The sequence below is a fragment of the Bacteroides cellulosilyticus genome, assembly GCF_020091405.1.
Taxonomy (GTDB): Bacteria; Bacteroidota; Bacteroidia; order Bacteroidales; family Bacteroidaceae; genus Bacteroides.
Genome location: NZ_CP081903.1, coordinates 3,483,282 through 3,501,022, shown reverse-complemented (window position 1 = coordinate 3,501,022; position 17,741 = coordinate 3,483,282). Strand labels below are relative to the sequence as shown.

General features: G+C 48.4%; 9 protein-coding genes. All 9 read left to right on the top strand.

Going from position 1 to position 17,741, the window contains the following annotated elements:
• The first annotated feature begins 248 nt into the window (after positions 1-248).
• The 9 genes from K6V21_RS12620 to K6V21_RS12580 all read left to right on the top strand — a co-directional run bounded on the left by K6V21_RS12620 (position 249) and on the right by K6V21_RS12580 (position 17,544).
• Positions 249-1,976, top strand: a complete 1,728-nt coding sequence (locus K6V21_RS12620; RefSeq protein ID WP_224318746.1) for a DUF5597 domain-containing protein — start codon at positions 249-251, stop codon at positions 1,974-1,976.
• 104 nt (positions 1,977-2,080) lie between these two features.
• Positions 2,081-3,754 (top strand): sialate O-acetylesterase, encoded by a 1,674-nt coding sequence (locus K6V21_RS12615; protein WP_224318744.1) that lies wholly within the window; start codon positions 2,081-2,083, stop codon positions 3,752-3,754.
• A gap of 73 nt (positions 3,755-3,827) precedes the next feature.
• Positions 3,828-5,324 carry an MFS transporter gene (locus tag K6V21_RS12610; protein WP_044269998.1) on the top strand — a complete coding sequence of 499 codons (1,497 nt, stop codon included), beginning with the start codon at positions 3,828-3,830 and terminating at the stop codon, positions 5,322-5,324.
• A gap of 174 nt (positions 5,325-5,498) precedes the next feature.
• Positions 5,499-8,198, top strand: a complete 2,700-nt coding sequence (locus tag K6V21_RS12605) for an endo-1,4-beta-xylanase (protein WP_224318740.1) — start codon at positions 5,499-5,501, stop codon at positions 8,196-8,198.
• A gap of 160 nt (positions 8,199-8,358) precedes the next feature.
• Positions 8,359-9,336, top strand: coding sequence for a glycoside hydrolase family 43 protein (locus K6V21_RS12600; protein WP_224318737.1), 978 nt, complete (start codon positions 8,359-8,361; stop codon positions 9,334-9,336).
• 17 nt (positions 9,337-9,353) lie between these two features.
• On the top strand, positions 9,354-10,334 hold the full coding sequence (locus tag K6V21_RS12595) for a Gfo/Idh/MocA family protein (RefSeq protein ID WP_224318735.1): 981 nt from the start codon (positions 9,354-9,356) through the stop codon (positions 10,332-10,334).
• Between the two features lie 21 nt (positions 10,335-10,355).
• Positions 10,356-12,386 (top strand): alpha-glucuronidase, encoded by a 2,031-nt coding sequence (locus K6V21_RS12590; RefSeq protein WP_224318733.1) that lies wholly within the window; start codon positions 10,356-10,358, stop codon positions 12,384-12,386.
• Positions 12,387-12,747: 361 nt separating this feature from the next.
• The gene (locus tag K6V21_RS12585) at positions 12,748-15,843 is read left to right on the top strand and encodes a SusC/RagA family TonB-linked outer membrane protein (protein WP_224318730.1); all 3,096 of its coding nucleotides are present in this window, start codon (positions 12,748-12,750) and stop codon (positions 15,841-15,843) included.
• Between the two features lie 12 nt (positions 15,844-15,855).
• The gene (locus K6V21_RS12580; protein ID WP_224318727.1) at positions 15,856-17,544 is read left to right on the top strand and encodes a RagB/SusD family nutrient uptake outer membrane protein; all 1,689 of its coding nucleotides are present in this window, start codon (positions 15,856-15,858) and stop codon (positions 17,542-17,544) included.
• Positions 17,545-17,741 lie beyond the last annotated feature (197 nt).

Here is a 17,741-nt window from a genome sequence, read left to right as displayed (position 1 = left end):
GGTAAGGCTCCGGCCTTACCGGATTCCATTCATCAAACCATTTACCAAACATTCCCGAATCCGGTAAAAACACCCATTTTACCCCCTGAAACAGGGAAATGTACGATAAACAAAAAATTATGTAACATCATTGAGGAATGATGTAACCGAAATGAAGTTTTCTGCAACACTGCGAAAAGCTTTCTAAATTATAGCTCACTATCTTTGTTGCAATGGAAAACATCTCAAATCAATACCAGAGACAAACGATGAAGAATTGGATTTTCATTTTAGTTTTAAGTGTAATGTCAGTTGGGTATGTAAATGCTCAAAAAAGTACATTACAAAAACAAGGCACCGCTACTCAATTAGTAGTAGACGGCAAACCATTTCTTATTTTAGGCGGTGAATTAGGAAATTCATCGGCAGCATGCATAGAAGATATCGAACGTATCTTCCCGAAGCTGCAACGAATGGGACTGAATACAGTACTCGTTCCCGCATACTGGGATTTGATAGAACCGCAGGAAGGACAATTCGACTTCACCCTCACAGATAAAGTCATCCGTCAAGCCCGGCAGAACGATCTGAAAGTTATCTTTCTTTGGTTCGGTGCCTGGAAGAACTCCATGAGTTGCTACGCTCCCCTCTGGTTCAAAGAAAACTATAAGAAATACCCGCGTGCTTATACACAAAAAGGAAAACCACTCGAAATAGCCAGCGCATTCTCTGAAAATGTATTCCAAGCCGACAACCGTGCTTTTTCCGGGTGGATGGCACACATCGCAGCCATTGATAAAGAGGAAGGTACCGTCATCATGATACAGATAGAAAATGAGATAGGTATGCTGGAAGATGCAAGAGACTATTCTAAAGAGGCCAACGCATTGTTCAATGCACCGGTACCTGCGGAATTAATGAGCTACTTGCAGAAAAATAAGAAAACGCTCCATCCCCGGATGCTTGAGAAATGGGAAAGCCAAGGTAGCAAGAAGCAAGGCACCTGGCAAGAAGTATTCGGAGCCGATATTTACACCGATGAATTATTTATGGCCTGGCACTACGCCCGCTATGTGGAAAGAATGGCACAAAGCGCACGGTCCATCTACAATATTCCACTATATGTGAACGCTGCCATGAACAGCCGCAACCGGAAGCCGGGAGAATATCCTTCTGCCGGTCCGCTGGCACACCTTATTGATATATGGCATTGCGGAGCGCCCAACATCGACCTTCTTGCTCCCGACCTGTATGACAATGGCTTTACAGACTGGGTAGCCAAATATAAGTTACACAACAACCCGTTGTTTATTCCCGAAATCAAACTGACAGATAATAATGGCGTAAGAGCTTTCTATATCTTTGGCGAACATGATGCCATCGGTATCAGCCCGTTCTCCATCGAAGGAGGTTCCGACTCTCCCAACTCTCCGTTGGTGAAAAGCTATCGTACGCTAAAAGAGTTCATGCCTCTGCTGGCTAAGTATCAGGGTAAAGGCGCAATGAAAGGATTACTCTTCGATCAGGAAAATAAAGAACGCATCCTATATCAGGATGATTTGAAGATAACTTGCCGCCATTTCTTTACTCTTCCATGGGATGTGCGTGCCACTGATGGCAGTGTATGGCCCGAAGGTGGAGGTGTATTATTAAAATTGGCACCTAATGAGTATATAGTAGCTGGTAGTGGTATCGTTATCGAGTTTGAGAAAGCTACAGAAAATCAGGCCAAAGTCCGGGCATTGGGCGAAGACGGATTTGCCCAGACAGGAGGAAAGGGTGATAAAGTGATAAGTGATGGAGTGATAAGTGATAAGGTGATGTGGAAAGGGGCACGTTGCGGCATCGGTTCCGTAGATGAAGTGAAGGTAAACGAGGATGGTACGTTCTCTTATATCCGCCGTCTGAATGGTGATCAAAACCATCAGGGACGCCATGTGCGTATCTCAGTGGGAGACTTCCAGATACTTCATGTGAAGTTGTACGAGTATAAGTAATATATTTTAAGAGTTAGACTAACAATTAGTCTAAGGTAAGAAGACGGTTAGTCTAAGATAGGTTGACGGCTTATCTGCAGAAGAATTAAAAAGATAAACAAGATATGAATAAGGTTAGTTTTAATAAAGTTAGGTTGAGTCTGGCAGTGTTACTTTGCCTTTGCGCTACTTCCATGGTGGACGCAAAGGTAAAGTTACCTGCCTTGATTTCTGACGGAATGGTACTGCAACGCGAACAACCCATTAAAGTATGGGGTACGGCAGATGCCGGAGAAAGCGTACTGGTTAAGTTCCTGAAGAATGCCACTCCTACAGGTGTAAAAGGTGGAAAGCTGAAAGCCACTTACACAGCCACAGCGGATGAAAACGGCCAATGGTCCCTCACCCTGCCTGCCATGAAACCGGGCGGACCTTACATCCTTCAAGTAAATGACATCGAACTGAAAGATATTCTGGTGGGAGATGTATGGCTATGCTCCGGTCAATCTAATATGGAACTGCCTGTCAGCCGGGTTACGGATATGTTCCGTGATGAAATCGCCGCTTATGAGAACACGAATATACGGCAGTTGAAAGTACCCAATATCTTCAACTTCCATGCACCGCAAACGGACCTGCCGGAAAGCGTTGCCTGGAAACCGCTGACACAGGACAACGTAATGAACTTCTCCGCTCTGGGCTATTTCTTTGCCAAAGCCATGTATGAGAAGAACAACATACCCGTCGGACTGATAAACTCCAGTTGGGGCGGGACTCCCGTTGAGGCATGGATAAGCGAAGAAGGACTGAAAGAATTTCCAAAGTATATAAATGATAAACGACAATATGAAGATGATGCGTATCTGAAAAGCATTAAGCAGACAGAAGGTTTGAGCTTCTATCGCTGGAACACTTCCCTATACCGGGGAGACGCAGGGCTACACGAAGCAACACCTTGGTATGCCACCAACTACAATGATAAAGACTGGAAGACCGTTGATTTATTCTCTACCGACTGGGGAACCAACGGTTTGAATCCGATAAACGGTTCGCACTGGTTCCGCAAGGAAGTGGAAGTACCGCAGGATTGGAACGGAAAAGAAGCGACCTTGCGCTTAGGTTGCATTGTAGATGCAGACTCCGTCTATGTGAACGGTACATTCATAGGTACTATTTCCTATCAGTATCCTCCACGCATCTATACCATTCCGGCAGGTGTACTGAAAGCGGGAAAGAAGAATACAGTGACCATACGCCTCATCAGCAACAACGGTTATCCGCACTTTGTGAAGGAGAAACCTTATAAGATTATTTGCGGAAATGAAGAAGTAAGCCTGCAAGGAGAATGGAAATACAGACTAGGCGCTTCCATGCCTCCGGCTCCGGGAATGATGTTCTTCTGTTACAAACCGGTATGCCTGTACAATGCCATGATTGCCCCGTTACAAAACTATGGCATCCGTGGTGTCCTCTGGTATCAGGGAGAGTCCAATGTGGACCGCCGCAATGAATACGCCGCCCTACTGACAGCCATGATTGCTGATTGGCGCAGCACATTCAACAACCCGGAATTACCTTTCTACATTGTAGAGCTGGCAGACTTCCTGTCCCGAGATGACGTCAGCGGTCGGCAGGCCTGGGCTGAGATGCGCAAGGAACAGGCCAAAGTAGCTGAAACCAACCGGAACACCCGACTCATCCGCAACAGCGACCTGGGCGAATGGAACGATATACATCCATTGGATAAGAAAACCCTGGGACAACGCGCGGCAGAAAGTGCGTTGGAGAATAATAAATGACGGACAGCCGGAAACGGATAACAGCAAACGAACAACTGATTACTGACTATTAATAACTGAATAATACAGCACTATGAACGCACTAAGTCAAAAAGTGTCTATGGCCGAGAAGATTGGCTATAGTTTAGGAGATTGCTCTGCGAACCTCGTGTTCCAGATGATGATGATTTACCAAACCAAGTTTTATACCGATGTCTTCGGTCTGGAAGGCGCCATTGCAGGATCAGTGATGCTGATTGCCCGCATTGTGGACGCTTTTGTAGACCCTACCGTAGGTATATTGTCCGACCGGACACAAACCAAATGGGGCAAATACCGCCCATGGGTACTCTGGACTGCATTGCCGTTCATGGTGTTCTATGTGCTGGCATTCTACAATCCCGGTATCGAGGATAAGGGTTTGGTAGCGGTATACGCTACAATCTCTTATACCTTGTTGATGACGCTTTACTCGTTCAACAATACACCGTATGCATCGTTGGGTGGTGTAATGTCAAGTGACATCAAGGAACGTACAAGCATTACGTCTATCCGTTTCGTAGCCGCTACTATTGCGCAGTTTGTGGTACAGGGCTTGACTCTCCCGCTGGTAAGCAAGTTTGCAGGTGAAAGCGGTGATAAGGGGCACGGTTGGCTATGCACTATTTCCTTGTTTGCAGTCATCGGTTTCGTGTTCCTGGTTATTACCTTCTTCTCCAGCCGCGAACGTATCACACCGCCCGCCAATCAGAAAACTGATACCCGGAAAGATATCAAGGATGTATTCAAGAATATTCCCTGGCGGGCGATGTTCATCCTGACGCTCTTCCTTTTCACTACCCTTGCCATGTGGGGAAGCGCTATGAACTACTACTTTGAGAATTATGTGGATTCGGGCGCATTATTTGCCTTCCTCGATAAACTGGGGTTAGTGGCTACACAGACCAGTGATTCGGTGGGCTATACGATACTGAATGCTTTCGGCCTTATTGTCAGCAGTCCTGAAAGGGCTTATGAAGTGGGTTTCGGTGTGTTTAATATGCTGGGAGCAGTGGTACAGTTCTTCGGCGTTATCTTCCTGTCCGGCTTCTTAGCCAATCGGTTCGGAAAGAAATCGGTGTTTATCGTTTGTCTGGCACTGACGGCAGTGTTCACCGCCTTCTTCTATTTCCCGAATGAAACGGATGTAGAAACAATGTTCGTCCTGAACTTCCTCAAGAGTTTGGCATACGCTCCCACCGTTCCATTGCTTTGGGCTATGATTGCTGACGTGGCGGATCATTCGGAATATGTCAATCACCGCCGTGCAACGGGTTTCGTGTTCGCAGGTGTGGTGTTTGCCCTGAAGGCCGGATTGGGTATTGGCGGCGCTATTTTGGGTTTCCTGCTCTCCGGTTTCGGTTATGTATCGGGTGCAGGGATCGCACAAAGCGAATCGGCTATTCATGGTATCGTGCTTTCATCCAGTATTATTCCGGCTGTTACGTTCTTTATCGGTGTCATAGCGCTGTACTTCTATCCTATTACAAAGAAGTATAATGAAGAGATGCAGGCTGAACTGACGGAACGCAGAAGTAAAGAAGATTATTAATTGTAAAGGTGATGGAGGTTATTCAATTTCACCACAGAGGACGCAGAGGACACAGAGGTTATAATTATCTCTGAACTAGAAGCCTAAAAACTCTGTGAACTCTGCGTCCTCTGTGGTGAAATTGAATAACCTATACAAATAACTTCAGCAACTAAATAATACCAAATAAGTAGCATGAAATTAAAGTATTTAGCATTATCAGTTTGTGCTGCCGCATTTATATCTTGCAATAGTGACAAACCTGTTGCGGCGGATCCGACTCTAAAAAATATTCTCGGCGATAAATTCCTCGTTGGTGTCGCCATTAATTCCGAACAGGCTGCGGGTCGCGACACCAGCGCAGTCGATGTAGTGCGCCGCCACTTCAACTCCATTGTGGCCGAAAACTGCATGAAGAGTGAAGTGATACACCCGGAAGAAGACAGATATGACTTTAGCCTGGCAGACGAATTCGTTCAGTTCGGCGAGGACAACGGAATGTTCATCATCGGGCATTGCCTGGTGTGGCATTCCCAACTCTCACCTTGGTTCTGCGTAGATGCCGAAGGAAAGAATGTTTCACCCGAAGTCCTGAAAGAGCGGCTGAAAAGCCATATCCATACTATCGTGGGCCGGTACAAAGGTCGCATTAAAGGCTGGGACGTAGTAAACGAAGCCATCGAAGGAGACGGAAACTACCGCCGGAGCAAGTTCTACGAGATACTGGGAGAAGAATATATCCCGCTGGCTTTCCAATATGCACATGAGGCAGACCCGGAAGCGGAGCTCTACTATAACGACTACGGCATGCACGAACCGGGGCGCCGCGATGCAGTGGTGCGCATGGTCAATTCACTTAAAGGAAAAGGATTGCGCATAGATGCCGTAGGTATGCAGGGACACATGGGATTGGACTACCCAAGCATAGGTGAATATGAAACCAGCCTTCTCGCCTTTGCCTCCACAGGTGCAAAAGTGATGATAACGGAATGGGACATGAGTGCTTTGCCAACCGTAAACCGCGGAGCAAATATTGCCGATAAAGTAGCCTTTGAGAAAGCCCTGAATCCCTATCCCGAAGCTCTGCCGGATAGTGTTTCCAATCTGTGGAATGCACGTATGAAATCGTTCATGGAACTTTTCATAAAGCACTCGGACGTCATTACGCGCGTAACCGCCTGGGGAGTATCGGACAGCGACTCCTGGAAGAACGACTGGCCCGTACCGGGAAGACGGGAATATCCCCTACTCTTCGACCGCAATTATCAGCCCAAACCCTTCCTGAAAGAAATTCTGGAACCTAAAAAGGCCGTGTTCGATGAATTTACGTATACGGTAGCCCCCAGGGATACCGATAAAGCAACTGATCAGGTTACCACACCGGGCACATTGAATCCCGTGTTACCGGGGTGTTATCCCGACCCGAGCATCTGCCGCGTAGGAAACGACTATTACATGGTCAACTCCTCTTTCGCCTTCTACCCCGGCGTACCCATCTGGCACAGCACAGATCTGACGAACTGGGAACAACTGGGCTACGTCCTCAACCGTCCCTCACAGTTGCCTATGTACGACGGCCTGCGCATCAGCGGCGGTATCTATGCTCCGGACATCAAATACAATCCTCACAACGGACTGTTCTATCTGATCACTACAGCCGTAGACGGTGGCGGCAACTTCTTCGTCACCACGGATGATCCGAAGAAAGGCAACTGGAGTGATCCCACTTTCCTGCCCGAAGTGGGCGGCATCGACCCCGGATTTCTCTTCGACGAAGACGGGAAAGCATACATTGTGAACAATGACGCTCCGGCAGGAAAGCCCGAATATGACGGTCACCGCGCTATCTGGATACGCGAATTCGACTGGAAAAACGGTTGTACCGTAGGAAAACAGAAGATGATTATTGACGGGGGCGTAGACAAAACCCAGCATCCCAGCTGGATAGAAGGTCCACACCTCTACCACATCAACGGCACGTACTACCTGATGGCTGCCGAAGGTGGCACAGGCCCCAACCACTCGGAAGTGATCTTCACCTCTGCGTCTCCATTCGGCCCTTTCAAACCTTGTGCCATCAATCCGATATTGACGCAACGCGGCTTACCGGGCGACCGCCCCAATCCGGTTACCTGCGTCGGTCATGCCGACCTGGTGGAAACTCCCGATGGTGACTGGTACGCCGTCTTCCTTGGTGTTCGCCCCTATCGCGACGGCCATGACGTGATGGGACGCGAGACTTTCATGCTCCCGGTGACCTGGAAAGAAAATCAACCCATTATTCTTCCTGAGGGTGACGTCATCACTTATACCGCCGACCGCTCCTACGGTCCTGCCCCACTATGGACAGCAAACGGACTGGCTAAAGAAGCATTTTTTATCCGCACTCCACTGGTGCCCTGCTACAGTATAAACAGTAAAGGACAGTTGGAAATGACCGCCAGCCGCACTGATCTTAACCAAAAGCGTCAGCCCGCCGCCATCGGTCGCTGGATTAGCAATTGGACATTCACAGCTCAGACCGGCTTGGACTTTGTGCCACAACAGCCGAAAGATTTCGCAGGCATCATCTGTTTCCATGATGATAATTGCTATATTCGCTTCGGAAAGACACTGGACAAAGACGGCAAACCCGTCATGCTTCTGGAAACATACAGCCATGGCAGACTGTGCAGCCAGGCAAACAGCCCGCTAACCCGGACAGATGAAAAAGTATATCTGAAAGTAGAAGGAGACAATGCAGTAAATTATACCTTCAGCTACTCCACCAGTCCTAAAGGTGGCTGGACGCAAGTAGGCGACCCCGTATCCGCCGACCTGATAAGCACGCAGACAGCTGGCGGTTTCACCGGAACCATGGTCGGCATTTATGCTACAGGAGGCTATCAGAATTAGGAAGCAAGGATCAACGACCGTTTCATCTTAATAGAAACGGTTGTTTCAGTAAGGAGAAACTCTATTTTCAATAAGGAGAAACTACAGTTTCTTCAAGTTGAAACTATTATCCCAATAAGATGAAACAAATAAGAATATTAACCTTTAAAATTATAGAGTCATGAAGAAAGAAAAAAGATACCTGGTACCCGGAGATTATATGGCAGACCCTGCCGTGCATGTGTTCAACGACCGTCTCTACATCTACCCTTCCCACGATTGGGAAAGTGGTATTCCCGAAAATGATAATGGCGACCATTTCAATATGAAAGACTACCACGTCTTCTCTACCGATGACCCCATGAAAGGTGAAATCACAGACCACGGACTGGTACTCACCACCGAAGATATTCCCTGGGCAGGACGCCAACTCTGGGATTGCGACGTAGCTGAGAAAGACGGCAAGTATTATATGTATTTCCCCCTGAAGGACCAGAACGACATCTTCCGTATCGGCGTTGCCATCAGCGACCGTCCCGAAGGTCCGTTCATTCCCCAACCCGACCCGATGCGCGGAAGTTACAGCATGGACCCTGCCGTTCTGAATGATGGAGACGGTAACTATTACATGTACTTCGGTGGTCTGTGGGGCGGACAGTTGCAACGCTATCGCGACAACAAAGCCCTGGAAAGTGGAGCTACTTTCCCCGCAGACAACGAGCCGTCCATCCCCGCACGGGTTGCCCGCCTCAGTGCGGACATGCTGCAATTTGCCGAAGAGCCTAAAGCCGTAGTGATCCTGGACGAAAACGGGCAACCGCTGACAGCCGGAGACAACGAACGCCGTTTCTTCGAAGCAAGCTGGATGCACAAGTATAACGGAAAGTATTACTTCTCCTACTCCACCGGTGATACCCACCGCCTGTGCTACGCCATTGGTGACAATCCTTACGGCCCTTTCACCTATCAGGGAGTAATCCTGACTCCGGTGGTAGGCTGGACTACCCACCACTCCATTGTGGAATACCGGGGCAAATGGTATCTGTTCCATCACGACAGTGTGCCTTCCGGCGGACGCACCTGGTTGCGCAGCCTGAAAGTATGCGAACTGGAATACGACACCGACGGAAAGATCGTCACCATTGAAGGACTGGATTAACCGTTGCCCGATAGAGTATGGATACTGTCAAAATAGGTATTATAGGTACCGGGTGGATTGCCGAAAAGATGGCAATCACCCTCGAAGGAATGGAGGGAGTAGAAGCTTATGCAGTCGCTTCCCGCCAGTTGCAGACTGCCTGTGACTTTGCCGACCGGTGGGGTTTCACCCGTGCCTACGGTTCTTATGAAGAAATGCTGGATGATGAAGAGGTGGAGTTGGTATATATTGCCACTCCCCATTCCCACCATTTCGAACATGCCCGTATGAGTCTGCTGAAAGGCAAGGCGGTTTTATGCGAAAAGGCATTCACCGCCAATGCCCGCCAAGCGGAGGAACTGCTGAATCTTGCCAAAGCAAAGGAACTCTTCATCACCGAAGCCATCTGGACACGTTACATGCCTCTATCGCATACCATCAATGATCTTGTAACCAGTGGAATCATCGGACGCCCCATGACGCTGTCTGCCAATTTGGGTTACCCAATCGGCAACCGTGAGCGCCTCCGCCAACCGGCACTGGCAGGCGGGGCTCTGCTCGACCTGGGAGTGTATGCACTGAACTTTGCTTCCATGGTTTTCGGGACGGAGGTAGAACGTGTCACCTCTACCTGCGTAAAGACCGATACCGGAGTAGATGCACAGAATAGTATCACTCTTACATTCAAGGATGGAAAAATCGCCGTGCTGCACAGCAGTATGCTGAGTATGACCGACCGCCAAGGCATCATTTCCGGTGACAAAGGCCATCTGATCATTGAAAATATCAACAATCCGCAACGAATCAGGGTGGTAACAGAAGATTATAAGACGGCAGTTGTCTACAACTGTCCACCACAAATCACCGGATACGAATACCAGGTATATGCATCCATGGAAGCTCTGAGGAACGGGTGGCTCGAATCTCCCTATATGCCTCACGCCGAAACCCTGCGCATCATGCGCATGATGGATGACTTACGCCGCGAATGGGGAGTACGCTACCCCGCCGATGAATAAACCAACCAATACTTTTTGTTTATGAAACAACTGCTCTCTTTATTCTTATTATTATCTTGTTTACTCGGACCCGTATCCGCGGAAGACGGCAGCCGCTTGTGGCTCCGGCAATCGACAGATGCCCACGCACAGATTACAGCGCCTCGCCAGTCTCCGACACTAAACATAGCCGTCCGTGAACTAAAACAGGCATGGAAAGGGCTCCCCGTTACGCTTGCACTGAAGAAAGACAAACAACTATCTCCCGAAGGCTTCCGTATACGACAAGTAAATGGAAAACTCACCGTCACTTCTCCCAGCGAAACGGGTTTGCTTTATGCTGCCTATCACCTGATCCGCCTGCAAGAAATGCGGAACTTTGGAAAGCCTTCGGAAACAGACCAGGAAATAACGGAGAACCCTGCCTATGACCTGCGTATTCTCAATCATTGGGATAACCTCGACCGCAGCATCGAGCGCGGTTATGCCGGCAAATCTCTTTGGAACTGGGAAGAACTGCCCGGCACACTCTCCGACAGATACGAAGCTTATGCGCGTGCCAATGCCTCCATCGGAATCAATGCAACGGTGCTGAACAATGTAAATGCTTCTTCTAAAATCCTTTCCGCCGAATATCTGGAAAAGGTAAAGGCTCTGGCAGACATATTCCGTCCTTACGGCATCAAGGTATATCTCTCTATCAACTTTGCCTCCCCCATGCAACTGGGCGGGCTTTCCACAGCCGATCCTTTGGACAAAGATGTCATCGCCTGGTGGAAGCAGAAAGCCAAAGAGATCTATCGCACCATTCCCGACTTCGGTGGCTTCCTGGTGAAAGCCAATTCCGAAGGACAGCCCGGCCCGTGCGACTTCAACCGTACACACGCCGAAGGTGCCAATATGCTGGCAGATGCATTGAAGCCCTATAAAGGTATTGTCATGTGGCGCGCTTTCGTCTACAGCCCAACGGATGCAGACCGCGCTAAGCAAGCCTATCTGGAATTCCAGCCTTTGGATGGACAATTCCGCGACAATGTCATCGTACAGATAAAGAACGGTCCGGTCGACTTCCAGCCTCGCGAACCGTATAGTCCTTTATTCGGCGCTATGCCCCGGACTCCGCAGATGGTCGAATTCCAGATTACACAAGAATATCTGGGCTTCTCCAATCACCTTGCCTATCTTGCCCCGATGTGGGAAGAGTTCTTCGACTTTGTGAAGCCGTCTTCACTGAAAGCCATAGCAGGTGTCGCCAATATAGGTACCGATACAAACTGGTGCGGTCATCCTTTTGCCCAAGCCAACTGGTACGCTTTCGGACGCATGGCCTGGAATCCTTCCCTGACATCAGGAACAATCGCAGAAGAATGGCTGAAACAGACTTTCTTCGATGCAAGCAATCCCAAACATGCACCCATTGCCTATGAAATACATAACATGATGATGGAAAGCCGCGAGGCTGTGGTAGACTATATGATGCCGCTCGGTCTGCATCACCTCTTTGCATGGGGACACCATTACGGTCCGGAACCTTGGTGCGACGTGCCCGGTGCACGCCCCGACTGGATGCCGTCTTACTATCATAAAGCAGACAAACAGGGGATAGGTTTCGACCGCAGTCATACGGGTAGCAATGCTACAGCCCAATATCCCGATTCACTCTGCCACCTTTACGATGACATCCGTACTTGTCCGGATGAGTATCTCTTGTGGTTCCATCATGCCCCTTGGCAACACACCATGCAAAGTGGACGTACTTTATGGGACGAGCTTTGCTATCGCTACGATCATGGTGTACAGCAGGTAAGAAGCTTTCAGAAAAAATGGGATCTGGCCGAGAACTACATTGATGCGGAACGTTTCAAGGATGTACAGTCACGCCTGAAGATACAGGCACGTGATGCCGTATGGTGGAAAGACGCCTGCCTGCTATACTTCCAGGAATTTTCGGGTATGCGCGCCCCTTACGAAGTGGAAAGACCAATACATGAATTGGACGATTTGAAACAAGTGAAGCTTCCTATCGACAACCATGAATGTCCGACACCGAAAATGCTGAATGAAAGAAGGTAATCACATACTTCACAAACCTATCTTTAAGAGGAGAAGCCAACGCTTCCCCTCTTTTTTATATTCGGTTGATTCTATGAAAATATGAAGGCTATTTTTATACACGAACAAAGTCCATGCTTACATACGCAACTATTTATCAATATATTAGCAATCTGCAAACGTATTTCAAACGTATAATTTACCTCCGACAAAAGTATGTAAAGAGTAGTGATTCGCTTGCTTTTACTCCTCCCATCCTCTACTTTTGTATCAGCCAAACAGGCCAAAGGATGGACGGACTACAACGCGCGGTAACCTCGGATATCCCTTTTCCCTGTATTGCATGAAAACACTATTATTAACTATTAAATCTTTTAATATTATGAAGAAAAGACTGCCACTTATCACACTGCGGCCTCTTGCATGGATACTATTTCTTCTTATAACGGCAAGCGGGTACGCACAAGAGAGTCTTATTCAAGGTCTGGTGATTGACGAAAACGGAGAGCCGCTGATTGGTGTATCCATACAGGACCAGAAGACACTAAAAGGTACCATCTCCGATATAGACGGTAAATTCTCGCTCGAAACCCGCATAGGAAACATGCTGAAGATATCTTATATAGGATATCGCACCGTAACACTTGCCGCTGCCAAAGATATGCGTGTAGTTATGAGTGAAGACAACATGAAACTGGATGAAGTAGTAGTCGTGGGATATGGCGTCCAGAAGAAAGTAAATCTGACGGGTGCCGTAGCTTCCGTAAAAAGCGACGAGATTCTGAAAGCCCAATCAGCAAATACCTCCAACGCACTTATCGGACAGATTCCCGGACTGATAGCCAAACAAACCACCGGAGAACCGGGACTGGACGGCTCACAAATCTATATCCGCGGTGTCGCCACTTTCCAGGGAGGAACTTCACCTACCTATATCATCGACGGCATCGAACGCCAGGCAGAAGACTTTGCCCGCATAGATCCCAATGAAATAGAATCGCTGAACGTATTGAAAGATGCCGCCTCAGCCGCCATCTTCGGTATGCGCGGTGCCAACGGAGTTATACTGGTCACTACCAAACGGGGTAATACCGGGAAAATCCACGTGAAGTATTCGGGAAACGTATCGATACAGAAGCCTACAAGTCTGCCGGAGTTTGCCAATTCTACCGACTATGCCCGGATGAAGAACATATACATGGGCAATACAATCTATACAGACGAGGAAATCAGAAAATTCGCTGACGGCTCTGATCCCGAACGCTATCCGAATACCGACTGGTACAAAGAAATGCTGTCAAAGAATGCAGTGCAGCATCAGCACAACATTACCGTGGATGGCGGACGCGATAACATCAAGTTCTTTACCAGCTTCGGATATGTACATCAGGATGGTTTGTGGGACAATCTGAACTACGAACGCTACTCTTTAAGAAGCAATATCGACGTAAAGATCACTTCTACCACTCAGCTCTCGGTAGATGCATCCGGTCGTGTGGAATACCGTCATGGAAGCCCACAGAGCAGTACCAATGTCTTTCAGCAGTTGATCCGTAATACTCCTGTGCTACTTGCCAAGTATGACAATGGCCTTTACACAGTACCCGATGCCACTCACCCGAACATCATGGCGCAAACCAGCAAGGACGCGGGATACAGTGACTCACGAAACAACAGTCTGTTAACCCGCCTCGAACTGACTCAAGACCTGCCGTTCGTAACCCAAGGATTGAAAATAAAGGGTGTCTTCTCATACGATAAAAACAATTACGCCCAGAAGACCTGGTCACTCTCCCCTTACCTGTATGTACGCGACCAAGACAACAACTACAACTTGCAGCCACGGGGTAGCGCCTCACTCTATCAGAATCAGAATGACAACGAATACATAGAGTGGCAGGGACATCTTACCTACGACCGTTCTTTCGGCAACCATACCGTTTCGGCCCTGTTGATGGCATTGGGACGCAAAGAAAAATACCACAACGTATGGGTATCCCGCAACTCATTCGACTCGGACGTTATGGATCAGATCAGTGCCGGTAACAGTACCGGACAACAATTGGGTGGATATGACAGAGAGTCGGCACGCCTCAGCTATGTGGGTAGAATCAACTATAATTACGGCGGCAGATACCTGTTTGAAGCGAATATCCGCCGGGACGCTTCCGAAAACTTTGATCCCGACAAACGTTGGGGAACATTTGCATCCGCGTCTATCGGCTGGGTGATTTCGGAAGAGAAGTTCTTCGAACCTTTGAAGAATAAGATAAACTTTCTGAAGATCAGAGGATCCTATGGTACATTGGGTAACGACAATACCGGTGGCGTAGCCTTCCCGTATTACAGCCGCTTCGACTTGTACGCTTCACGCGGTTCGCACAATGGCGGACTGGCGAACAACCTTGGCGACTACGTATTCGGAGAATTGGTTACCAAGGGTTTGGTTCCCGGCCCCATAGCCAATGCACTGGCAACCTGGGAAACTTCCAAGAAGATGAATATCGCGATAGATGCAGGTTTGTTTGATAGGTTCAACCTGTCTTTAGATTTCTTTAAAGAAACCCGTTCCGACATCCTTGCACAGCGAGGAGCCGAAGTGCCCTGGTCGTTCGGTGGAGAACTCCCGCTTGAAAATATCGGCAAGGTGGAGAATAAAGGTATCGATGCCAACCTGACGTTCAATCATCACATCGGTAAAGTCCGTTACTCCATAGGCGGAAACTTCACTTATGCCCGCAACAAGATATTGGAAATGGCTGAGGCTGCAGGAACCTCCGAGTACCTGAGAAAAACCGGACGTCCCATCTACAGCTACTACGGTTATAAGACAGACGGCATCTTCCAGAACCAGCAGGAAATAGATGCGTATGCCAAACAGGAAGTGGCAGGAAGCGACTATGTGACCCGCCCCGGTGATATCAAATATGTAAACGTAAACGGTGACGAAGTGGTAAATGCCGGTGATATGACCTATCTGGGATACGGCAACGTACCGGAAATCGTATACGGTATCAACGGAAGTCTGGCATGGAAGAATTTCGACCTCAGTTTCCTCTTCCAGGGAGCAGCCCATGCGCAGGTTTATCTGAATGGCGGCGTAGTAATGCCTTACTTCAATGATGGCAATCTGCCTCAGTTCTGGGTAAAAGAAGCATGGAGCGAGAACAATCCCGGCACACGTTATCCGCGTCTGGAACAGTCCACGCACAACTTCCCGAATACGGATTTCCCGCCCGTGCAGACCTATCTGTATGATGCGTCTTATTTCAGACTGAAAAACATTGAAGTAGGTTACAACTTCCCGCGCAAATGGTTGAATAACCTCCGTTTAGAGAATGTACGTGTGTACGTCAGCGGGCAGAATCTCTTCACCATTACCGATGTTCCTCAGATAGACCCCGAGAATGTAAACTCACAAGGTTGGTCTTATCCGCAAATGAAATCATTTAACGCAGGTATCAGTATTCAATTCTAAACAGACAATATCATGAAAGAAATATTTAAACCCCTATTCATACTACTTGCCGCTATCAGCATGACTTCCTGTACTGATATGCTAGACATCAAGCCTACGACATTTGTCTCCGACGACTTGATTTGGCAGGACAAAAAGCTTATCGACCAATTCGTAGCCAATACGTACGGTACACTGGTATGCGGCTTCAACCGCAATACGCAGGGATGGGATCAGGACTGGGCCGCCGCTTTCGGCGGTAACTTCGATGCCGGCGCCGACGACTTTGACGGCAAGTTCGATGCAAATGTAAATCAGTTCAATACAGGGCAGATCACAGCGCAAAGCACTCCGTTCATCGATGAAATATGGAAGAGCAATTACAGCATTATCCGCAAATGTAACCTGATAATTGCCGCCGTTCCGGACACCAAAGACGTGGTGCTGACACCGACCGAAAAGAAATATTACGAAGCGGAAGCACGTTTCCTGCGGGCATTCTGTTACTTCGACCTTGCCAGGACATTCGGACGGGCACCGTTGATTACGGAAGCTCAGCAACTGGAAGACAATCTGCTGATACCGGCCACCGATTTCGAAGGATTGATAAACTTCATTGCCACCGAGAGCGATAACTATGCGGAAGATCTCGACCCAACCGTTTCCGACGCCATGAAAGGGCGTGCCACCCGTGGTGCCTTCCTGGCGCTGAAAGCCCGTGCCCTACTCTATCTTGCCAGCCCGCTCAACAATGCCTCCAACTCTAAAGAGCGTTGGGAAGATGCTGCCAAAGCCGCACAAGCTGTCATGACTCTGGGAGTGCATCATCTTTACCGCAACGGTGAGGATGCCTACGGTTCTTTATTCTTCGACAAATCGAATGCCAACACGGAGATTATCTTTGAGCGCCGCTTCCAGTTCCCGGAAATCACGCATAACATCCACATGCAATGGAGTCTTGACCCTGCCGATGCCGACCGCGGTTCCTGGAACGGTTTATATCCCACCCAGAACTTAGCCGATGCTTACGAAACTACAGATGGTAAACTGATAACTGATCCTACATCTATTTACAATCCGCAAGATCCATACGCCAACCGTGACAAACGCTTCTATCAAACTTTGCTTTATCATGGAAGTTACTGGGAAGGAAGCCAGTTGCTTATGCATCGCCATCTGCAAAACCCGGATTGGAGCGGCAACTGTCTGCCCAACGATTACCGCGCACGCTGCGGGTATGGGCTTCGCAAAATGATGCAGGAATATGACGGAGCATCTGCCGACTTATACACCGGAGCCTTTGCACAGGATAACAACTGGCCTTATTTCCGCTATGCAGAAGTGTTGCTGAACTATGCCGAAGCGCAGAATGAGGCATTGGCTGCACCGGACAAGAGTGTGTATGATGCCGTCAACGAAGTTCGCGACCGTGCAGGCCAACCGGGATTACCGGAAGGTTTATCCAAAGACGAGATGCGTATCCGTATTCACAATGAGCGCCGCGTAGAGTTGTGTCTGGAAGAACACCGCTTCTTCGACTTGCGTCGCTGGAAAGAAACAACGACTCTACGGGCACCCATCAAAGGAATGACGGTTGAGTTTGACGGAAACAATAATAACTATAAAATAGTAACCATTGAGGAACGGGTATTCAATGAAAACAATTACTATCTACCCATTCCTCACAGTGAAACAGAGAAGAATCCGAATCTGAGGCAGTAATGGGATGAATTCAACGTAGTACGGTAATGAGCTATATTCCCGTTAGGACTGAACATACTTCCCAGTACGACTGAAGCCACTTCCCACTACGACTGAAACCACTTCCCACTACGACTGAACTAGTGTTCCACTACGACTAATCTTAGTGGAACACCAAGTACACTATCACACAAGAAGTTACGTTCTTCTGTTCACTC

What these genes read in the sequence shown, in the direction of transcription:
- K6V21_RS12620 (WP_224318746.1), top strand. Translation starts at nt 249, where the DNA reads ATGAAGAATTGGATTTTCATTTTAGTTTTAAGTGTAATGTCAGTTGGG.
- K6V21_RS12600 (WP_224318737.1), top strand. Translation starts at nt 8,359, where the DNA reads ATGAAGAAAGAAAAAAGATACCTGGTACCCGGAGATTATATGGCAGAC.
- K6V21_RS12595 (WP_224318735.1), top strand. Translation starts at nt 9,354, where the DNA reads ATGGATACTGTCAAAATAGGTATTATAGGTACCGGGTGGATTGCCGAA.
- K6V21_RS12615 (WP_224318744.1), top strand. Translation starts at nt 2,081, where the DNA reads ATGAATAAGGTTAGTTTTAATAAAGTTAGGTTGAGTCTGGCAGTGTTA.
- K6V21_RS12590 (WP_224318733.1), top strand. Translation starts at nt 10,356, where the DNA reads ATGAAACAACTGCTCTCTTTATTCTTATTATTATCTTGTTTACTCGGA.
- K6V21_RS12585 (WP_224318730.1), top strand. Translation starts at nt 12,748, where the DNA reads ATGAAGAAAAGACTGCCACTTATCACACTGCGGCCTCTTGCATGGATA.
- K6V21_RS12580 (WP_224318727.1), top strand. Translation starts at nt 15,856, where the DNA reads ATGAAAGAAATATTTAAACCCCTATTCATACTACTTGCCGCTATCAGC.
- K6V21_RS12610 (WP_044269998.1), top strand. Translation starts at nt 3,828, where the DNA reads ATGAACGCACTAAGTCAAAAAGTGTCTATGGCCGAGAAGATTGGCTAT.
- K6V21_RS12605 (WP_224318740.1), top strand. Translation starts at nt 5,499, where the DNA reads ATGAAATTAAAGTATTTAGCATTATCAGTTTGTGCTGCCGCATTTATA.